We start from the raw sequence: 17,817 nt of genomic DNA, 5'->3' as shown, positions 1-17,817 counted from the left end.
TCACTATTAGCATCACACTTATGAATCGGTAAAAACATGACCACGGTCAGTATGCTTCGGGAAAATATAATTAAAATGTGGTTTTTATTTTCGCACGCTTTTTTATTTTCAATTCAATGTCACGGGGTTAATTATGACCGTTATTCCTATTCAGCCAAAACGTCCGGAAGCATCCGCGCGTCCCTATTATCAGCAGGATAACGCCGCCGTATTTAAAGCCATCAACAGCTCACCCGCGGGGTTAAGCAGCACCGACGCACAGCAACGACTGGACGCCAACGGGCCGAACGTGCTGCCGCAAAAGGCGGAAAAATCACTGCTGATGCGTTTTCTGGCGCATTTCAAAGATGTACTGATTTACATCCTGCTGGCGGCGGCGGTGATCACCGCGGTGATGGGCCATTGGGTGGATACCTTTGTGATTCTCGGCGTGGCGGTGATCAACGCCCTGATCGGCTTCATTCAGGAAAGCAACGCCGAAAAGTCGCTGAAAAGCATCCAGAACATGATGTCGAGCGATGCCATGGTGCTGCGCGACGGCCAGCAGATCACCGTCGCTACGCAGCATCTGGTGGTCGGCGATGTGGTAATGCTGCGTCCTGGCGATAAGATCCCGGCGGATTTGCGGCTGTTCGAGGTACATAACTTGCGCGTCGAAGAGGCGATTCTGACCGGCGAATCCACGGTGGTATCAAAGAACACCGTGGCACTTGAAGGTGAAAAAGGGCTCGGCGATCGCCTGAATCTGGCCTATTCCGGCACCACCGTCAGTTCAGGTACCGCGCTGGGCGTGGTGATCGCCACCGGCGGCGACACCGAGCTGGGCCACATCAATGCGATGATCTCCTCGATTGAAGAGGCGAAAACCCCGCTGCTGGTGCAGATCGACAAGCTCGGAAAAGCCATCTTCGGCATCATCATGTTGATGATGGCGGCGCTGTTTGTGTTTGGTTATCTGCTGCGCGACATCGCGGTGACGGAGCTGCTGCTGTCGGTGATCAGCCTCGCGGTAGCGGCGGTGCCGGAAGGTTTACCGGCGATTATTTCGATCATTCTGTCGCTTGGCGTGCAGTCGATGGCACGCAATCACGCCATCATTCGCAAGCTGCCGACGGTCGAAACGCTCGGTGCCATGACGGTGATCTGCTCGGATAAAACCGGCACGCTGACCATGAACGAGATGACGGTGAAAGCGGTGGTGCTGGCGAACAGCCAATGGCGCATCAGCGGTAACAGCTATGAGCCTAAAGGTGAATTTACCCTTGAAGCGGGTCAGCAGAGCGATGCGCTGATGCAGGGCTTCCTGCAGGTGGTGGATATCTGTAACGAAAGCCAGCTGCGTCAGGATGCCAACGGCAACTGGGGCATTGTGGGTGGCCCAACCGAAGGGGCGCTGAAAGTGCTGGCCGCCAAGGCGGGCATTCACAATGACAAGGTGCAGATCCTGAGCAAGCTGCCGTTTGACTCGGCCTACAAATACATGGCGGTGAGCTGCCTGATTGATGGCAAACCGTGCCTGCTAATGACCGGCGCGCCCGATGTGTTGCTGTCGCTGTGTCAGCAGCAGCAGGGTGCTACCGATGCGGAAGTGATTGATCGCGAATATTGGGAAGCGGCGATCACCACCTACGCCAGCGAAGGGTTGCGCACGGTTGCCGCCGCGTGGCGTTGGCTGCCGGAAGCGCAGCACCACATCGAGCATGAGGATTTACGCAACGGCATGAAGATGCTGGGCCTGGCGTGCATGATGGATCCGCCGCGTCCGGAAGCCATCACCGCGATTCGCGACTGCCAGCAGGCAGGGATTCGCGTGAAGATGATCACCGGCGATCACCCGGAAACCGCGATGGCGATTGGCCAGATGCTGGGCATTGGTAACAGCGATTCTGCCATCACCGGTTACCAGCTGGAGCACATGGATGATGCCGAGTTGGGCGTGGCGGCGCGTGAATACGACATTTTTGCCCGCACCAGCCCCGAGCATAAGCTGCGTCTGGTGAAAGCGCTGGAGAGCAGCGGTGAAATTGTCGGCATGACCGGTGATGGCGTCAATGATGCGCCCGCGCTGAAGCAGGCCAACGTCGGCATCGCGATGGGCATCAAAGGCACCGAAGTGACCAAAGAGGCGGCGGATATGATCCTCGCCGACGACAACTTCGCCACCATCGCAGCGGCAGTGAAAGAGGGCCGACGCGTCTACGATAACCTGAAGAAAACCATTCTGTTTATCATGCCGACCAACCTCGCGCAGGGATTGCTGATCATCATTGCGATTCTGATGGGCAACCTGCTGCCCCTGACGCCGGTACAGATTCTGTGGATGAACATGGCGACCTCGGCAACGCTGTCGTTTGGTCTGGCATTTGAACCGGCAGAGCGCAACATCATGCGCCGCCCGCCGCGTAACGCACGCAGCCCGGTGATGGACGCTTACGCCATCTGGCGCGTCATCTTCGTCGGCCTGCTGATTTCGATTAGCGCCTTTGTGCTGGAAGCCTGGCTCCAGCCGCGCGGCTACACGCCGGAGTTCATCCGCACCGTGCTGCTGCAGATGCTGGTCACCGCGCAGTGGGTTTACATGCTGAACTGCCGTAACAGCAACGGATTCTCGCTGGATGCCGGTTTGCTGAAAAACCGTGGCATCTGGCTGGTCACCGTGGTGCTTATCGCGCTGCAGGCGATGATTATCTATGTTCCCTTGATGAATACGCTGTTTGGCACCGCGCCATTGCCGTTCAAATACTGGCTAATTTCGCTGGCGGTGAGCGCCGGGATCTTTGTGCTGGTGGAGATAGAGAAGCGCCTGACACGCGGCTGGCGCCTGGCACGTTAACGTAAGTTGGCTGGCGCAAGGCCAGCCAACCCTTTTTCATTCAGCGGAAGACGCTGATTCACGCTGCATCACCAGACTGAGCGCAGCGGGCAATACCGTCAGCGTCATCAGCGTTCCCACCAGCAATCCGCCAATGATGGCGTAGGCCATCGGCCCCCAAAACACCTGATGCGAGATGGGAATCATGCCTAAAATCGCGGCGCAGGCGGTGAGAAGAATCGGGCGGGCACGATGCTCAGCCGCTTGGCTTACTGCATCATTGCGCGACATGCCAGCACGCAGATTGCTATCGGCTTCCATGATCAGGATCACCGCGTTGCGGATGATCATGCCAGCCAGCGCAATCATACCGAGCAGGGCGACAAATCCCATCGGCGTGCCGCTGGGCAGCATCGCCAGAACAATGCCAGGCAGTCCAAAAGGCGCCATCGCCAATGCCAGCAACATGCGCGATACGCGTTGCAGCTGCACCATCAGCAGTATCAGCATGACAAACAACGTCACCGGCAAAACGGCAAACACTGAGCCGTTACCTTTATCCGATTCGGCAACCGTGCCCTCTTCATCAAGGGTGTAACCCGGCGCTAATCCGGCACGCAGCTGCTGGACATCTGCGCTGAGCTGCGCGGATGTGGTCTCCGCTTGCATGCCCGCCGCTACATCAGTTTGTACCACCACATAGGGAAAACCCTGGCGACGCCACATCACCGGATCCTGCAATCCCCACTGCAGCGTCGCAACCTGGCCGATGGCAATCTTCGCGCCTGACGCGGTGGTCAGTTTCAACGCAGCAAGGCTGGTTAAATCCAGCCGGTCAGCATCGTTGGCGCGCAACAGCACATCAACCAGCCGGTTATGATCTCTCACGGTAGTCACGCTTTGACCGGACCACACGCGGTTCAGCAGCTGCGCGATATCCTGTGAAGAGACGCCAGCCGCGCGGGCTGCGGTTTGGTTCACCGCAAAGGTGATGACGCGTTCCGGCTCGCCCGCTGTCAGGTTTACGCTGCGCGTCGCGCGGGATTGCCCGAGGATGCTGGTCAGCTTTTCCGCATACTGTTTCACCCGCTCGTAGTGCGGCCCGCTGATGCGATAGCGGATCGGCCAGCCAACCGGCGGACCCAGTTCCAGCGGCGATACGCGCGTCACCACATCGCTGAAATCGCGTGCCAGCAGGCGATCGAGTTCAGCTTTCAACCGGTCCCTCGCCGCCAGATTTTTGGCTACCACCACCAGCTGGGCGATGTTTTCATCATCGTTCAGCACGTCCATCGGCAGATAAAAACGCACGGCGCCGCTGCCGCTATAGGAGGAGAAATGGTCGATATTGGTGTTGCCGCTGAGTTTCGCTTCGAGCTGTTCTACCACGCTTAAGGTGCGCGCCTGCGAGGCGTTCGCCGGCAGCGTGAGGCTGACCAGCAGCTCCGGGCGATCGGATGCCGGGAAAAACTCGCCCTGCAGGTGGCTCATGCCCCAGATGGCGACCAGCAGCGATGCGCCCGCCAGGCCGAGCGTCAAGCCCCGATGGCGTAACACCTGTGAAACCAGACGGCGATAGAGGCGCAGCAACCAACCGGGCTCAGCGTGCGATTTACCTGGCCTTGATGACAGGATCCAGCTGCCGGTCAGCGGAGAGAACAACACCGCAACGACCCATGAACTGAGCAGCGAGATCAGCACCACCACAAACAGCGAGTAGCAATACTCCCCCGCGCCGGACGCGGCGAAGCCGACGGGAATGAAACCGGCAATCATCACCAGCGTGCCGGTGAGCATCGGAAATGCGGTGGTTTCAAAGGCTACTGTAGCGGCGCGCCAGCGGGAATCACCGGCTTCGAGTCGGGCGACCATGGTCTCCACCGCGATCATCGCGTCATCCACCAACAACCCCAGCGCGATGATCAGCGCGCCAAGTGAAATGCGTTGCAGCCCAATGCCCGCCAGCATCATGCCGGTAAAGGTCATCGCCAGCACCAGAGGAATCGCCGCCGCCACCACTAAACCGGCACGTAGCCCGAGCGAGACGAAAGAGACGGCCAGTATGATAACGATGGCTTCACCGAGCACCCGCACAAATCCGCTGACCGCGTCGCTGACCACCCGCGACTGATCCGCCACTTTCGTTACCTCAATCCCGTGCGGCAGTTGGCTGGCAATCAGCGACATTTTGTCCGTTAATGCGTGGCCAAAATCCAGCATATTGCCGGTCGGCGCCATGGAGATCGCCAGCCCAATCGCTGGCTTACCGTTGACGCGATAAAGCGGCGTTGGCGGTTCCGCCGCCACACGCGTCAGTGTGACGATATCGGTCAGGGGAATGTAGCGATCGTTGATGTGCAGCGTCACGGCGCGCAGGCTCTGTTCCGAGTTGAAGGCACCGCTGACGCGCAGCGCGATGTTATCGCTGTCGGTGCGAATGACGCCTGCGGGTGACAAGGCATTCTGCGCCTGCAAGGCAGCGGTGACCTGTTGCAGGCTCAGGCCCATTCCCGCGAGCGTGCGCGGAGAGAAGCTCGCCACAATCTGCTCTTCCTGCACGCCGAGCAACGTAATTTTGCCGACATCCGGTACGCTCATCAGCCGATCGCGAATCGACTCAACGCGATCGCGCAGTTCACGCGTGCTGAATCCTTCCGCAGTAAAACCGTAAATCGTGCCAAAAGTATCGTCAAAATCATCATTGACCGCCGGTGCCGCAACGCCCGCAGGCAGCGCGGAGCTGACATCCTGCATTTTCTTGCGTACCTGATACCAGATGTCCTGCACTTTGCCGGGTGGCGTGCTGTCGCGCAGATTGACAAAGATAACGGTTTTTCCGGGATGCGTTTCGCTCTGCACGTAATCCAGATAGGGCACTTCCTGCAGCTTTTTCTCCAGCGGTTCAGTAAGCAGTTGCACCGTATCGTCGAGATCGGCACCGGGCCACTGCGCGGAGACCACGGCGGTTTTGATGGTAAAGGCGGGATCTTCGTTGCGCGGCAGCGCCTGATAGCTGAGCACGCCAGCGCCAAGGATCATCAGCATCAGAAAAGCCATCAGCTGTTGATGAGCCAGCGCCCAGGCGGAAAGGTTGAATTTATCGCGAGCGGAAGGTTCACTCATGGCTGCTCATCTCCCCGCGCAACCGCTTCGCCATCGCGCAGTGTGCTGACGCCTGCCGTGACCACGCTTTCGCCTGCCGTGAGACCACTGGCGATATAGACTTCGCTGGCGGTGAAGCGGGAAATCACCACCGTGCGGCGTGTGACCTTGCCGCGCTGCGCATCCAGCACAAACACCGCCGGTTTGTCCGCCAGGCGCGTCAGCACGGATGCAGGAAGGATAAAGGTGCGGGGATCGCTCTCCGGTAGTGCCACGCTGACGCTGGCGCCCAACAGCATCGCTGGCGGTGGATCGTCTAGCGTTAATCGAACCCGCCAGGTCCGCGTTTGCGGATCGGCCTGCGGGCTAATATCGCGCAGATGCGCCTGCGCGGCGATCGCCGGTGAAGAGAGCAGGGACACGCGAAAGGCATCGCTGGGGAGTGAGGAAAATGCTGCCGGGAAAGGCACATCCAGAATCACATCCCGCCGCGCACCGCTTGCCAATGCCATCACCGTTTGACCGGCGCTCACGACCTGTCCGGCAGAGGCGCTGACGGCGGTGATCACGCCGCTGAAAGGAGCCGTTAGCTGCGTCCAGCGTAGATTTTCCTGCGCGCTATTGAGTGCGGCTTCGCTGCTTTGCAGGTGCGCCGCAGCGGATTGCCAATCGGATTGCGCGCTGTCGAGCTGCGCCCGTGCAATCGCACCGGAAGGCATCAACTGTTTCATACGATGTAGATTCAGCGCCGCAACGCGTTCAGCTGCCCGCGCGCTGTCGGTGTCCGCCATCGCGCTGCGTAACGCATTGGCGGTAGTGCTGCTCTCTAACGTTGCCAGCACCTGACCGGCGTCAACACGATCGCCCACTTCGGCAGGGCGCGTCAGAATCCGCCCATCCAGCCTGAAACCCAATGATGTTTCGTCGTGGGCATGAATATCGCCGGTCATCTGCACCTGTTGCCCTTGCAGGGCGGGCTTCACGGTGATGAATTTTACCGGTCGGGGAGGCGCGGGTGGTAAGGGATCGCGTGGCCCGCAGGCAGTCAGCGACAAGGCGATGGCCACCATGCAGGGCAACAATGGCAGCAACGTTATCAGGCGTTGTGCATCGATAAGATGGTCGGCGGCCTGTTTGACCAGGCCGGTGAAAGAGTCAGTCATGGCGCCACTCCGTACAAGGATTTGGCGCCATTAAAACGGCGAACTGTCGAGATTCGTTGTACGGCGAGTCAAGATCCTGTCAAGAGCGCTTAAAACGGTGCCGGACTGACGTCCGGCAGGAAAATCGCCAGGCTGAGGCCGCCCTCTTTGGGTAGTTTGGCGCTGATCCTGCCGCCGTGCGCCGCGCAGATGGCGCGGGCGATCGACAAGCCCAGCCCGCTGCCGCCTGAGTGGCGCGCGCGCGAGGATTCACCGCGCGTGAAACGTTCAAACATCTCGGGCAGAAATTCAGGCGCCACGCCGGGGCCATCATCTCTGAATTCGATGCTGCAGCCTCCCGGCACCGCGCGGGCAGTAATCTGCAACTGGCCCGCAGGTTTGCCATAGCGCAAGGCGTTTTCAATCAACACGCTAAACACCTGACCCAGGCGGAAGGGATCGGCGCGGCAGGTGAGCGTGCTGTCTGCTGCCACGCTGATGATCATGCCGCTGGCTTCGGCTTGCGGTCGCACCCAGGCCACGCGCTCCCGCGCCAGTTCTCCGGGGTTGATCTCATGCAGATCCAACTTGAGTTGCCCGGCGTCGGCCAGCGACAGCAGGTGGAGCTCATCAATCAGTCGGCTCATGTGGCGCAGCTGTTTCATGATCATCTCCAGCTGCTGCGGTTCGGGCTGAAACACGCCATCCAGCAGACCTTGTAACCGACCAATGGCTGCCGTCAGCGGCGAACGGAGTTCGTGTGCCAGCGCCACGTGCGAGGCGCGCAGTTCACGATCGTAGAGCGCCAGCTGCTGGCTCATGCGATTAAAGTCGTGTGCGAAGTGCAACAGCTCCGCCGGCGCGCTTTTTACAATGGTGGCGGCGGAACCAAACTGCCCTTCGGATACCCGATCAGCGGTTTTTTTCAGGTGGCTAAACTGCAACGCCAGCGGGCGGGCGTTGCGCAGAACGGTGAAGGCAACAAACGGCGTAATGATGAAAATCAGGATGATCACCATCAGCCAGTCAGCGGCACCCACCGAAGGATCGGAGTAGCGCACGCCCCAGCGTTCATCAACGATCTCGTGGAAGCGTGGCAGATTGGTTTGCGGATGCGCACGCAGTGTCAGAAATTCCTGGCGCATCGCCGGCGGCATATGGTGGATGATCCACAGGTTTTGCAGCGCAAAGCGCAGGAACATAATGCCGGCGACGGCAATCACCGTGACGATGGCCAGCGTCAAAATACGCACGCAGATCCAGCGCCACAGCGTTTGAGGAGGTGACTTTTTCATGGCTGTCTGAACCTGTAACCCACGCCGCGCACGTTAAGTAATATCTCGGACAAACCGGCGTTTTCGAGCTTCTTACGCAGGTTGTAGACGTGGGTGTCGATCACCCTTTCCAGCGCCTCGCTTTCAGGCATACAGGTTTCGATCAGATAGTGACGGCTGAGTGCGCGCACCGGCGCTCGCATCAGGGTCACCAGCAGGGAAAATTCGGTTGGCGTGAGTTCAACGCGTGTTGGCTGTTGCTCTGGCTGCGCGACCATTGCAGTCATCGCGGCGGTATTAACCTCAAGCGCCTGCCAGCGCAGCACTTCATCCTCCGCAACGGCCGCCCGGCTGCGGCGCAGCACCGCCTGCACGCGCGCCACCACTTCGCCCGGATGATAGGGTTTCACGACGTAGTCATCCGCGCCTAAGCGCAGCGCGCCGATTCTGTCGGGCGTGTCGGTCATCGCGGTAATCATAATCACCGGCGTGTCCGCGCGGCGTCGCACGGCAGCCAGCACCTCGGTGCCGTTCATGCCGGGCAACATGATGTCGAGCAGAATGAGATCGGGTTTCCACTTCTCAACGCGCTCAAGTCCGCTATGCCCATCGCCAGCAATCTCCACGGCGTATCCTTCACGTAGCAGATAGGCTTCCAGCACGTCTGCCGCGTCTGCATCATCCTCAATAACCAATACTCGTCTGTTGTTCATGGCTCACCTTGACAGTTTCTTCATAAATCCCTGGCACGTTATTGACAATGCTTCGGGATACTCCAATCCGTGACGCAACGCCCGGGCAAGGGGCTAAAAACAGATGGGTAACTGAGGTGACACGATGATAACGAGAAAAAAGGCGCTGTACAGTGGCTGTTTGTTACTGGTCAGTATCAGTACCAGCAGCCGCGCTGATGACAGCGCAGCGCAGGATGGCGTGATGATTGGCGTGGGCGCGCAGACCACGCCGACATACAGCGGCGCAGATAAGCAACGCTGGCAAGCGGTGCCGATGTTGCAGGCCAGAAAAGGTGCCTTTTTCGTCGATTCGCAAAAGGGGGTCGGCTACGATCTGCAAAGCGACAGCGGCCTGTATCTGGAGCATTCGCTGGGATATGGTCTGGGCAGGGCAGACAAGGATTCCGACTGGCGCGACGGTTCTGACAAGCTGCGTGGCATGGGCACGATCAATGCCACACTCAACACCGCTATTGCGGCCGGTTGGGCGGTCTCGCCGTGGCTGGTCCTCGAAGCGAAAGCCGTGCTGCCGCTGACAGACAGTCAGGGCGTGAATTATCGCACCTCGGTAACATTAATTCCGCTGCAAAGCCAGCAGGATAGCCTTTCCTTGCAGACGTCCGCGCTATTTGGGGATGCGCGTTACATGCAAACCTGGTACGGCGTCAGTGCGCGTCAAAGCGTGAAAAGTGGCTATGCGACTTACTCACCGGCAGCGGGATTTTATGGGGTGGAAACCGACCTGACATGGAGTCATCAGTTTACCCAGCATTGGGGCGGCGCGTTAAGTGCGGGCTACACGTGGCTGGACGATCACGCGGCGGACAGTCCCATCGTGTTCAGGCAGAATCAGCTGACCGCAACAGCGGCGGTGACCTATACGTTTTAAGATTTGAATGGTGTTTAAGCCCGCACCGCTGTAAGGAAATCCACTACAGCGGGCGGCTTGAGTGAGAAAGATTATTAATGCGGAACTTCAGAGATCTCTTTCACGTCACTTTTATTGATTTGCTGCTTCACGCCATTGGCATCGACGTAACCCAGCAGGCCGGTTTCAGCATCCTGTGGTTTGCCATCGGTGACGATGGTGCGTCCATCATTGGTGTGGATAGCGTACGAGGTACGCGTACATCCGGTTAACGCGGACAGGGCAATAAGCGCAGTAATAGAAAGCAAAATTGATTTTTTCATTAGTCTCTCCAGGCTGTTAAAAGGATATTAATTATCCAGTTCGCTCATGTTGGTAATCTTGTCGCGATTGATCTGCTCAGTTTTACCGGTTTGCGCATCCTTGTAAGAAACAAGGCCCGTGTCACTGTCGATTTGCGGCTTACCAGACGTCACAATCGTGCGTCCGTCGGTAGTCTTAATCGCCTGATTTGAAGAACAAGCGGTTAATGTCATTGCCATAAAAGTGCCAAGAAATGCCGTTGCCAGTACTGTTTTTTTCATCGTGATGAGTTCCTTTCAGTGGAATAAGTTTTAACTACCTAAATAGCTTAGAACATTTTCCCGAAACAGCCAGAAACCCGGCGCATCTGCGCTGTTTAACCCGACTCAGATGGCGGTTCATGCCGCGCGCTTAGCGGATCTCATTCACATACATAAAGTGTTCAGTACTGAAACGGTGGTGCGCCAAAATTACCGGCAGGGCACTTTGATCAAATGAAACTTCATCAATCACCATCACGGCGTGCGGCAAACTCAGCTCCAGCAGCGCCGCATCCTCTTCATTCGCCAGCGTAGCGGTAATTTGTTCACGCACGGCGGCGACGCGCAGGTCGTAGCGCTCAAACAAATAGCGATAAAGCAGCGGCGGTAACTGCTCGGCGGGTGGGAAATCGGCCAGTCGCGCCGAGGGCAACACCAGCGTTTCATGCATCGCGGCGATGCCCTTCACGCGACGCAAACGCTTCAGCCGGATCACTTCATCGCCCTGACCAATTTGCAGTTTCTCTGCTTCTTCGGCGCTGGCATGACTCAGTTGATAATCCAGTAATCGGGTATCGGATTGCAGCAATCCGCCGGTTTTATCGTGCAGGCGAAAATACTGGAAAAAGTGGCTGAGATTGTGCAGCGGCGCCCAGCCGGTTACCACGGTGCCGGTTTTGCGGCGTCGCATCAGCATGCCTTCCGTGGTCAGCGCCGCCAGCGCTTTGCGCACTGTGCCCACCGACACACCAAACTTCGCCGCCAGGCTATTTTCACTCGGCAAAATCGTGCCTGCGGGCAGTTCACCTTGCAGGATCGATTCGCTGATATGGCGCTTGACCACTTCGTACAGCGGCGCACCTTCACCTTCGCTGAGTCTGGCGAAAGGTTGAGCGTGGTTCGCGTCATAGTTTTTTTGCATGTTTCCGATTACCGATTGACCTCAGTCGTTGAATTGCATTATCTATAAACTATATAGAAATACAACAGACGATAATCCTATGACGCAAAATCCACGTTTTAACAACGCATTAGCGATGATTGCTCATGACGGCGCGCAAATGACGGATGACCTAAAACAGATGCTGGAAGTCGATACCTGCTTCCCGCCGGGCAACGGTTATGGCGCATTTGCTGACCTGATGACGCACTTGTTAGCACCGCTGGATTTTCACTTTGCGCGCGTCTCCGTGCCGGAACATTTATGGCAGGCACCGGACGGTAGCGCGTACGGTGAACGTGTCAATTTGCTGGCATCGCTTGATGCTGGTGCCGCTGAAAACTGCAATCTCTATTTCCACACCGATACCGTTCCCGCCGGCGATGGCTGGCGTTTTCCAGCGCTCACGCTGACCGCAGCGGAAGGCAAGCTGTTTGGGCGCGGCGCGGCAGACATGAAAGGCACCATTGTTGCCGCGATGGCGGCAGTGCGCGCGGCACAGGCGGCGGCCATCCCGCTGCGTTTTAATCCGGTTTTTCTGCTGTGTAGCGATGAAGAGGGCGGCTTGTATCCCGGCATTCGTTATCTGGCGGAACAACAGCTTTTCTCCGGTCACCTGCTCAGCTTCAACGGCGGCGCGGTACCGCGCATTTGGGCCGGTTGCTTTGGCAGCATCGATCTCAAAGTGATTATCACCGGACGTTCGGCGCACTCCGGCGATCCGGTTAACGGCGTTAATGCTATTGAAGCGGCGCTGCCAATGATGAACGCGCTTTATCAGCTGAAGCTCGAGGTGGAACAACGCACCTCGGCGATGCCTTCTCCGCCGCACTATCACGGCAAACCGTTGACGTCACTGTTAACGCTGGCCGCTGCGCAGGGCGGCAGCAAAGGATCAACCATTCCTGAACGGTTTGAGCTGCTGATTAACCGCCGCTACGCGCCGGAAGAGCGCTTTGACACGGTGTGGCAGGAGCTGACGCACTGTGTGGAAAGTGCGATGCGCGACAGCCCCGCGCTCGACGTCACGCTGCAAATGATTGGCCATCTGGCGCCGGTCGCTAATCCGGACGGTCCGCACTGGCCGCGCTGGCAGGCGGCGCTGAGTCAGGGTTTTGGCTTCCAACCCAGCGAGTTCCAACCCTGGGGATCGTCCACCAGTTCCGATATGGGCTGGGTCCAGCAAGCCGGGATTCAGGAGATTTTACTCGGCGGCCTCGCCCGTCCTGACAACCGCATTCATGCCGCCGATGAGTACACCACGCTGGCAGATGTGATCGCACTTTCGCAGTCCATTCTGGCGTATCTCGCCGATGATTTTCAGCCAACCCAGGGTAATTAACTAATCACGAGGAAGAGAAGATGTGCGCAATGAAAGGGTTAAACCGCAGACAGTTTATCGCCAGTTCTACCGCTCTGACGGGCGCAGCGATGCTGCCCTGGTCGTTCTCGGCCCATGCCGCGCAGGTGGCGAGCGCCACGCCGGGCGGCACGGCGCGTAAAGGCGGTGTGCTGCGCATCAGCGTTGATCAAGCCGTCGGCGTGTTAAATCCACATCAGGTGCGCGTCAACCCGGAATATCTGGTAGCGGAACTGCTTTACAGCGGCTTAACGCGTCTGACGCAGGAGATGAAAGCCGAAGCCGATTTGGCGCAATCCTGGCAGGCCAGCGCCGATCTTAAACAGTGGACGTTTACCCTGCGCCCGAACCTGAAGTTCAGCGACGGTTCCGCGCTGACTTCCGCCGATGTGGTCGCCAGCCTGCAGGCGCTGCTTGATCCGAAAAATGCCTCGCCAGCGCTGCATAACATTGGGCCGATTAACGCCGTCAGCGCGCCAGATACCAACACGGTTTTGATTGAAACCGATGCGCCATACGCCGATTTGCCGGTGATGCTGGCTTATCCGGATGCGAAAATCATCCCCGCCAGTATCGCGCAAGGCCAGTATGACAAGCTGAGCAAAGCCTCGTTCGGTGCCGGCCCTTTCCAGCTGGTCTCCTACGATCCAGAACGCAAAATTGTGGTGAAGCGCAATCCGCATTACTACGATCCGGCGCGTCCCTATCTGGATGGCGTGGAAGTGGTGGTCTATCCCGATGGCATCGCGGAGAGTTCCGCGCTGATCTCCGGTGACACCGATCTGATGCTGAGCGCGCAGTCGAGCGAGTTCGCGCGCCTGTCTAAATCTTCCGGCGTGCTGCCGCTGCGCGTGGCCTCCGGCCAGTTCCTCAATGTGAACATGGGCTGCGACCAAAAACCGTTTAATGATGTGCGGGTACGTCAGGCGCTGGCACTGTGCGTTGATCGTCAGGCGTCGGTGGATTTCGTGGCGGATGGCCTGGGTTCACCGGGCAACGACACGCCGATTAACGGCGCGTATCCGTTCTTCGCCAACCTGGCGAAAAAAGCGGTGGATTACAGCAAAGCCAAAGCGCTGCTGGCGGAGGCCGGTTACCCCAACGGGATCGATTTAACACTTATCGCCTCCGACAAACCGGCCACCCGCACGCAGCTGGGCATTGCCCTGCGCGAGATGGCGAAACAGGGCGGTTTCCGCATCAACGTGCAGACCATGGCGCACAGCACCTATCTCGATCAGGTGTGGAAGAAGGGCAACTTCTACGTTGGCTTCTACAACATGCAGCCGACGCCAGACGCGGTGTTCTCGCTGCTCTACACCTCAACCGCATCGTGGAATGAAACGCACTGGAATAACGCGGAGTTTGATAAAGCGGTAAGTGCGGCGCGTGAAACCCGTGATGAAGCACAGCGCACCACGCTGTATGGCAAAGCGCAGCAGCTGATGCATGACGAAGTGCCATCGGTGATCCCGACCTTCTTCGATCTGCTCGCCGCCAGCCGCGATTATGTCGGCGGATATCATCTGCATCCGCGCGGTGCGGTATTCCGTCTTGACCATATCTGGTTAACCGACAAAGCGCCGAAGCGCGCAGCATAAGGAGCGAACGTGACAGCAAGTTATCTGCTCAAACGCCTTCTGCTGATGGTTTACACCTTGTTAGTGGTGTCGCTGCTGGTTTTTGGCATCACGCAACTGTTACCGGCCGATGCGGCTGTCACCTTGCTGGGACAAAACGCCACGCCGGAAGCGCTAGCGGCGGTGCGTGAACGTCTGGGGCTGGATGCCCCAGCATGGCAGCAATATTGGCATTGGCTGACGCAGGCGCTGCAGGGCAACTTTGGCGTATCGATGCGCAATGGCCTTGAAGTGGCGCCGACGCTGCTGACGGCATTATCACGCTCGCTGCTGCTGGCGGTGTGCGCCTTAATTCTGATGCTGATTATCGCGATTCCCCTCGGCATCTGGGCGGCGGTGCGCCGTGGCAAAACCGCCGATGTGCTGGTGAGTGTCATCTCCTATATCGGCATCTCCTTCCCGGAGTTCGTCACCGCCACGCTGGTGCTGCTGCTGTTTGCTGATGTCTGGCAGATTTTGCCCGCCACCGGCTATGTGCCGCTCAGTGAGAACGTCGTCAGCGGGATCCAGCACCTGATTCTACCTTCGGTGACCGTGGCGCTGATTCTGGTGGCGCACGTCTCGCGCATGGTGCGCTCAGAAATGGTCGATGTGTTGCATACCGATTACATCCGCGCCGCGTGGCTAAAAGGCTTATCGCGTCGCCGCATTCTCTGGCGACATGCGCTGCGCAACGGCTTGTTGCCGACCATCACCATTGTGGCGCTGGATGTTGGTTACCTGCTGGGCGGCATTGTGGTGGTGGAGGAGATCTTCGCCATTCCCGGCATTGGCCGCGAACTGATTGTCGCCGTGCAGGCGCGCGATCTGCCCACCATTCAGGCTGGCGTGATGATTCTCGCCGCGACCTATTCAGTGGTGAACTTCCTGGCTGATTTGGCCTATGTCACTCTCGATAAGCGGATCTCCTATGCCTGATATGTTGAAACGTTTGCTGCGTTCACCGCAGGGTGCCGCTGGCGTGCTGATTATCTTGCTGGCGCTGCTGATGGTGGTGGGCGGTGCGCACGTCGCGCCTTTTGATCCCGAATCGATCTCCATCCTGACGCGCTATAAGCCGCCCAGCGCGGAACACTGGTTTGGTACCGATCAGATGGGCCGCGACATCTTCAGCCGCGTAATGGTGGGCGCACGCTCAACCATTCTACTGTCGCTGCTGGCGACCGCGCTGGCGATGGTAATCGGTTCGGTGCTCGGTACCGCCAGCGCCTATCTGGGCGGCAAATTTGATGAGTTCATGATGCGCACCATGGATGCGGTGATGGCGATTCCCAGCCTGCTGTTTGCGTTGCTGATTGTCAGCACGCTTGGGCAGAGCAGCATGAACGCGGTGCTGGCGATCACTATCGCCTTTGTGCCGGGCATGGTGCGCATCTCGCGCAGCGTGGCGTTGGCCGCCCGCCAGCAGGATTACATCAACGCCGCCATCGCGCGCGGCGAAGCCGGGCACTACATCATTCTGCGAGAAATGCTGCCGAATATTCTGGCGCCGATCATCGTGGAAGCCACCATTCGCGTCGCCTTCGCCATCATGCTGTTTGCCACCCTGAGTTTTCTGGGGCTGGGCGCGCAGCCGCCAGAGCCAGAATGGGGATTGATGGTCTCTGAAGCGCGCGCTTACTTCTTTAATGCGCCGTGGATGATGATGATTCCGGGCCTCGCCATCGCATTGGTCGCCATTGGGTTTAATTTACTGGGTGACGGGCTGCGTGATGTGCTCAACCCAAGGAGCCACTGATGAGTGACAAGCTGACACCGGTGCTGTCGGTGGAAAATTACAGCCTCGATTACGCGTTAGCCAAAGGACATGCGCTACCGGTACTGCGTGACATCAACCTGCAGGTGATGCCTGGCGAAGTGTTGGGGCTGGTGGGCGAATCGGGTTCCGGCAAAACCACGCTCGGCTGGGCGATCATGCGCTGGCTGGCGGGCAATGCGCGCGAGCTGCAGGGCGATATTCGTCTCAACGGCGAGAGCCTGCTGACTTTACCCGCGGCCAAACTGACAGCGCTGCGCGGTGCCAAACTCGGCATGATTTTTCAGGATCCCAGCGCCTCGCTCAATCCCACGCTGACATTGGGTGAGCAGGTCACCGAAGTGTTACGCCGCCATCGCGGTTTATCGGCGCGTGAAGCGCAGGAGATGGCCGAATCGCTGCTGCACGACGTTGAACTTAAAAATCCGGCGCGCATGATGCGCCGCTATCCGCATCAGGTGTCAGGTGGCGAGAAGCAGCGCATCCTGATCGCCACCGCGTTTGCCTGCCAGCCGGACTGCATGATTTTTGATGAGCCAACCACCGCGCTGGATGTGATCAGTTCGGCGCAAATCCTCGATCTGTATGAGCGTTTGCGCGAAGAGACCGGCGTTGCGTCGCTCTACATCTCGCACGATCTGGCGTTGGTGGCCAAAGTGGCCAATCGCGTCTGTGTGCTGGAACAGGGACGCATTGTCGAACAGGCCGACACGCGCAGCCTGTTTAGCGCGCCGCAAAACGCCTATACGCGCAAGCTGATTAAGGCGGTACCCAATCCGCAGCACCGGCTGGTGCAGGACGCGCCCGGCAACCAACCGTTACTCGGCCTGAAACAGCTGACCATCGATTACGGCAAACACGGTCTTCTTGATCGTCTGCTGAAGCGTGAAGCCAATACTACGCGCGCCGCCAATGCGGTTGCGCTCACCGTGCATCAGGGAGAAATTCTCGGCGTGGTTGGTGAATCGGGTTCCGGCAAATCCTCGCTCGGTAAAGCCATTACCGGCCTGGTGCCGTTCAGCGGCGAGCTCGACTTTTGTGGCTACGCGCTACATGGCCGGGCGCAAATGGATAAAGAGTATCGCCGCCGCGTGCAGATGATTTTCCAGCATCCTGATGCCTCGCTGAATCCGCGCATGACCATTGGCGAAATCATCGCACGGCCACTGCGGTTGTATGGTTTACCCGCAGGTGAAACCGAGGCGCAGGCGGTCGCGCGCCTGCTGCAGGAAGTGCGTTTGCCGGCGGAGTTTGCGCAGCGTTATCCGCATGCATTGTCGGGCGGGCAGAAGCAGCGCGTTGCTATCGCCCGTGCGTTTGCCAATCCGCCGGATTTGGTGATTTGTGACGAGATCACCGCCGCGCTCGACGTCTCGGTGCAGGCCACCATTATCGAGCTGCTGCTGGAACTGCGCCGCCGCTACGGCACCGCGTATCTGTTTATTACCCACGATCTCAACCTGATTCGCCAAATCGCCCATCGTGTCGCCGTGATGTATCGCGGTGACGTGGTGGAAGTGCTGCCCGGCGACAACATGACGGCGCTGGCGCAACATCCTTATACCCGTGCACTGCTTGATGCGGTGCATATTCCCGACTTATCCAAGTCCGTTGCATGACGAGAGA

General features: G+C 58.5%; 14 protein-coding genes. 7 read left to right on the top strand and 7 right to left on the bottom strand.

Annotated features, from left to right (window positions below; genetic code table 11):
- Nucleotides 1–133: 133 nt before the first annotated feature.
- Nucleotides 134–2,833: a cation-transporting P-type ATPase gene (locus ACYAC5_RS23145; protein WP_462063176.1), complete on the top strand. Its 2,700-nt coding sequence runs from the start codon at nt 134–136 to the stop codon at nt 2,831–2,833.
- Nucleotides 2,834–2,869: 36 nt separating this feature from the next.
- Here the strand turns inward: ACYAC5_RS23145 and ACYAC5_RS23140 are convergent, their stop codons facing one another.
- The 4 genes from ACYAC5_RS23140 to ACYAC5_RS23125 form a co-directional block, all read right to left on the bottom strand.
- On the bottom strand, nt 2,870–5,935 hold the full coding sequence (locus tag ACYAC5_RS23140; RefSeq protein WP_462063175.1) for an efflux RND transporter permease subunit: 3,066 nt from the start codon (nt 5,933–5,935) through the stop codon (nt 2,870–2,872).
- Nucleotides 5,932–7,077, bottom strand: coding sequence for an efflux RND transporter periplasmic adaptor subunit (locus ACYAC5_RS23135; protein WP_462063173.1), 1,146 nt, complete (start codon nt 7,075–7,077; stop codon nt 5,932–5,934). Before ACYAC5_RS23135 ends, ACYAC5_RS23140 begins: the two co-directional genes overlap by 4 nt.
- Nucleotides 7,078–7,166: 89 nt before the next feature.
- Nucleotides 7,167–8,351 carry a sensor histidine kinase gene (locus tag ACYAC5_RS23130; RefSeq protein ID WP_217547886.1) on the bottom strand — a complete coding sequence of 395 codons (1,185 nt, stop codon included), beginning with the start codon at nt 8,349–8,351 and terminating at the stop codon, nt 7,167–7,169.
- On the bottom strand, nt 8,348–9,043 hold the full coding sequence (locus ACYAC5_RS23125; RefSeq protein ID WP_101761262.1) for a response regulator transcription factor: 696 nt from the start codon (nt 9,041–9,043) through the stop codon (nt 8,348–8,350). The genes ACYAC5_RS23130 and ACYAC5_RS23125 overlap by 4 nt, the downstream gene beginning before the upstream one ends.
- A 124-nt stretch (nt 9,044–9,167) precedes the next feature.
- Between ACYAC5_RS23125 and ACYAC5_RS23120 the strand changes: the two genes are divergently transcribed.
- Entirely contained in the window at nt 9,168–9,953 is a 786-nt protein-coding gene (locus ACYAC5_RS23120) for a MipA/OmpV family protein (RefSeq protein WP_110867129.1), read from the top strand.
- Nucleotides 9,954–10,027: 74 nt separating this feature from the next.
- Here the strand turns inward: ACYAC5_RS23120 and ACYAC5_RS23115 are convergent, their stop codons facing one another.
- From ACYAC5_RS23115 to ACYAC5_RS23105, 3 genes are all read right to left on the bottom strand, one after another.
- Nucleotides 10,028–10,255, bottom strand: a complete 228-nt coding sequence (locus ACYAC5_RS23115) for a YgdI/YgdR family lipoprotein (protein ID WP_101761264.1) — start codon at nt 10,253–10,255, stop codon at nt 10,028–10,030.
- Nucleotides 10,256–10,282: 27 nt separating this feature from the next.
- A complete protein-coding gene (locus ACYAC5_RS23110; protein WP_007885913.1) occupies nt 10,283–10,516 on the bottom strand; it encodes a YgdI/YgdR family lipoprotein in 234 nt (77 codons plus the stop codon).
- Between the two features lie 130 nt (nt 10,517–10,646).
- Nucleotides 10,647–11,417 carry a GntR family transcriptional regulator gene (locus ACYAC5_RS23105; protein ID WP_462063170.1) on the bottom strand — a complete coding sequence of 257 codons (771 nt, stop codon included), beginning with the start codon at nt 11,415–11,417 and terminating at the stop codon, nt 10,647–10,649.
- Between the two features lie 79 nt (nt 11,418–11,496).
- On the opposite strand from ACYAC5_RS23105, the gene ACYAC5_RS23100 reads away from it, so the two are divergent.
- Genes ACYAC5_RS23100 through ACYAC5_RS23080 form a run of 5 tightly spaced genes read left to right on the top strand, consistent with a single transcriptional unit; the run spans nt 11,497 to nt 17,810 of the window.
- The gene (locus tag ACYAC5_RS23100; RefSeq protein ID WP_192414539.1) at nt 11,497–12,777 is read left to right on the top strand and encodes a M20 family metallopeptidase; all 1,281 of its coding nucleotides are present in this window, start codon (nt 11,497–11,499) and stop codon (nt 12,775–12,777) included.
- 20 nt (nt 12,778–12,797) lie between these two features.
- Entirely contained in the window at nt 12,798–14,396 is a 1,599-nt protein-coding gene (locus tag ACYAC5_RS23095) for an ABC transporter substrate-binding protein (protein ID WP_309837854.1), read from the top strand.
- A gap of 9 nt (nt 14,397–14,405) precedes the next feature.
- Entirely contained in the window at nt 14,406–15,353 is a 948-nt protein-coding gene (locus ACYAC5_RS23090; protein ID WP_110867133.1) for an ABC transporter permease, read from the top strand.
- Nucleotides 15,346–16,173: an ABC transporter permease gene (locus ACYAC5_RS23085; protein WP_137387073.1), complete on the top strand. Its 828-nt coding sequence runs from the start codon at nt 15,346–15,348 to the stop codon at nt 16,171–16,173. The genes ACYAC5_RS23090 and ACYAC5_RS23085 overlap by 8 nt, the downstream gene beginning before the upstream one ends.
- Nucleotides 16,173–17,810 carry an ABC transporter ATP-binding protein gene (locus ACYAC5_RS23080; RefSeq protein ID WP_280173000.1) on the top strand — a complete coding sequence of 546 codons (1,638 nt, stop codon included), beginning with the start codon at nt 16,173–16,175 and terminating at the stop codon, nt 17,808–17,810. The genes ACYAC5_RS23085 and ACYAC5_RS23080 overlap by 1 nt, the downstream gene beginning before the upstream one ends.
- Nucleotides 17,811–17,817 lie beyond the last annotated feature (7 nt).

This window comes from Pantoea sp. y20, assembly GCF_054903455.1.
Note: the sequence above shows the minus strand (reverse complement) of the source record. Positions and strands in the feature narration are given on the sequence as shown.

Excerpts from the sequence above, each read along its gene's own strand:
- ACYAC5_RS23145 (WP_462063176.1), top strand. The coding sequence starts at position 134 with ATGACCGTTATTCCTATTCAGCCAAAACGTCCGGAAGCATCCGCGCGT.
- ACYAC5_RS23085 (WP_137387073.1), top strand. The coding sequence starts at position 15,346 with ATGCCTGATATGTTGAAACGTTTGCTGCGTTCACCGCAGGGTGCCGCT.
- ACYAC5_RS23125 (WP_101761262.1), bottom strand. The coding sequence starts at position 9,043 with ATGAACAACAGACGAGTATTGGTTATTGAGGATGATGCAGACGCGGCA.
- ACYAC5_RS23110 (WP_007885913.1), bottom strand. The coding sequence starts at position 10,516 with ATGAAAAAAACAGTACTGGCAACGGCATTTCTTGGCACTTTTATGGCA.
- ACYAC5_RS23105 (WP_462063170.1), bottom strand. The coding sequence starts at position 11,417 with ATGCAAAAAAACTATGACGCGAACCACGCTCAACCTTTCGCCAGACTC.
- ACYAC5_RS23120 (WP_110867129.1), top strand. The coding sequence starts at position 9,168 with ATGATAACGAGAAAAAAGGCGCTGTACAGTGGCTGTTTGTTACTGGTC.
- ACYAC5_RS23095 (WP_309837854.1), top strand. The coding sequence starts at position 12,798 with ATGTGCGCAATGAAAGGGTTAAACCGCAGACAGTTTATCGCCAGTTCT.
- ACYAC5_RS23100 (WP_192414539.1), top strand. The coding sequence starts at position 11,497 with ATGACGCAAAATCCACGTTTTAACAACGCATTAGCGATGATTGCTCAT.
- ACYAC5_RS23115 (WP_101761264.1), bottom strand. The coding sequence starts at position 10,255 with ATGAAAAAATCAATTTTGCTTTCTATTACTGCGCTTATTGCCCTGTCC.
- ACYAC5_RS23140 (WP_462063175.1), bottom strand. The coding sequence starts at position 5,935 with ATGAGTGAACCTTCCGCTCGCGATAAATTCAACCTTTCCGCCTGGGCG.
- ACYAC5_RS23080 (WP_280173000.1), top strand. The coding sequence starts at position 16,173 with ATGAGTGACAAGCTGACACCGGTGCTGTCGGTGGAAAATTACAGCCTC.
- ACYAC5_RS23130 (WP_217547886.1), bottom strand. The coding sequence starts at position 8,351 with ATGAAAAAGTCACCTCCTCAAACGCTGTGGCGCTGGATCTGCGTGCGT.
- ACYAC5_RS23135 (WP_462063173.1), bottom strand. The coding sequence starts at position 7,077 with ATGACTGACTCTTTCACCGGCCTGGTCAAACAGGCCGCCGACCATCTT.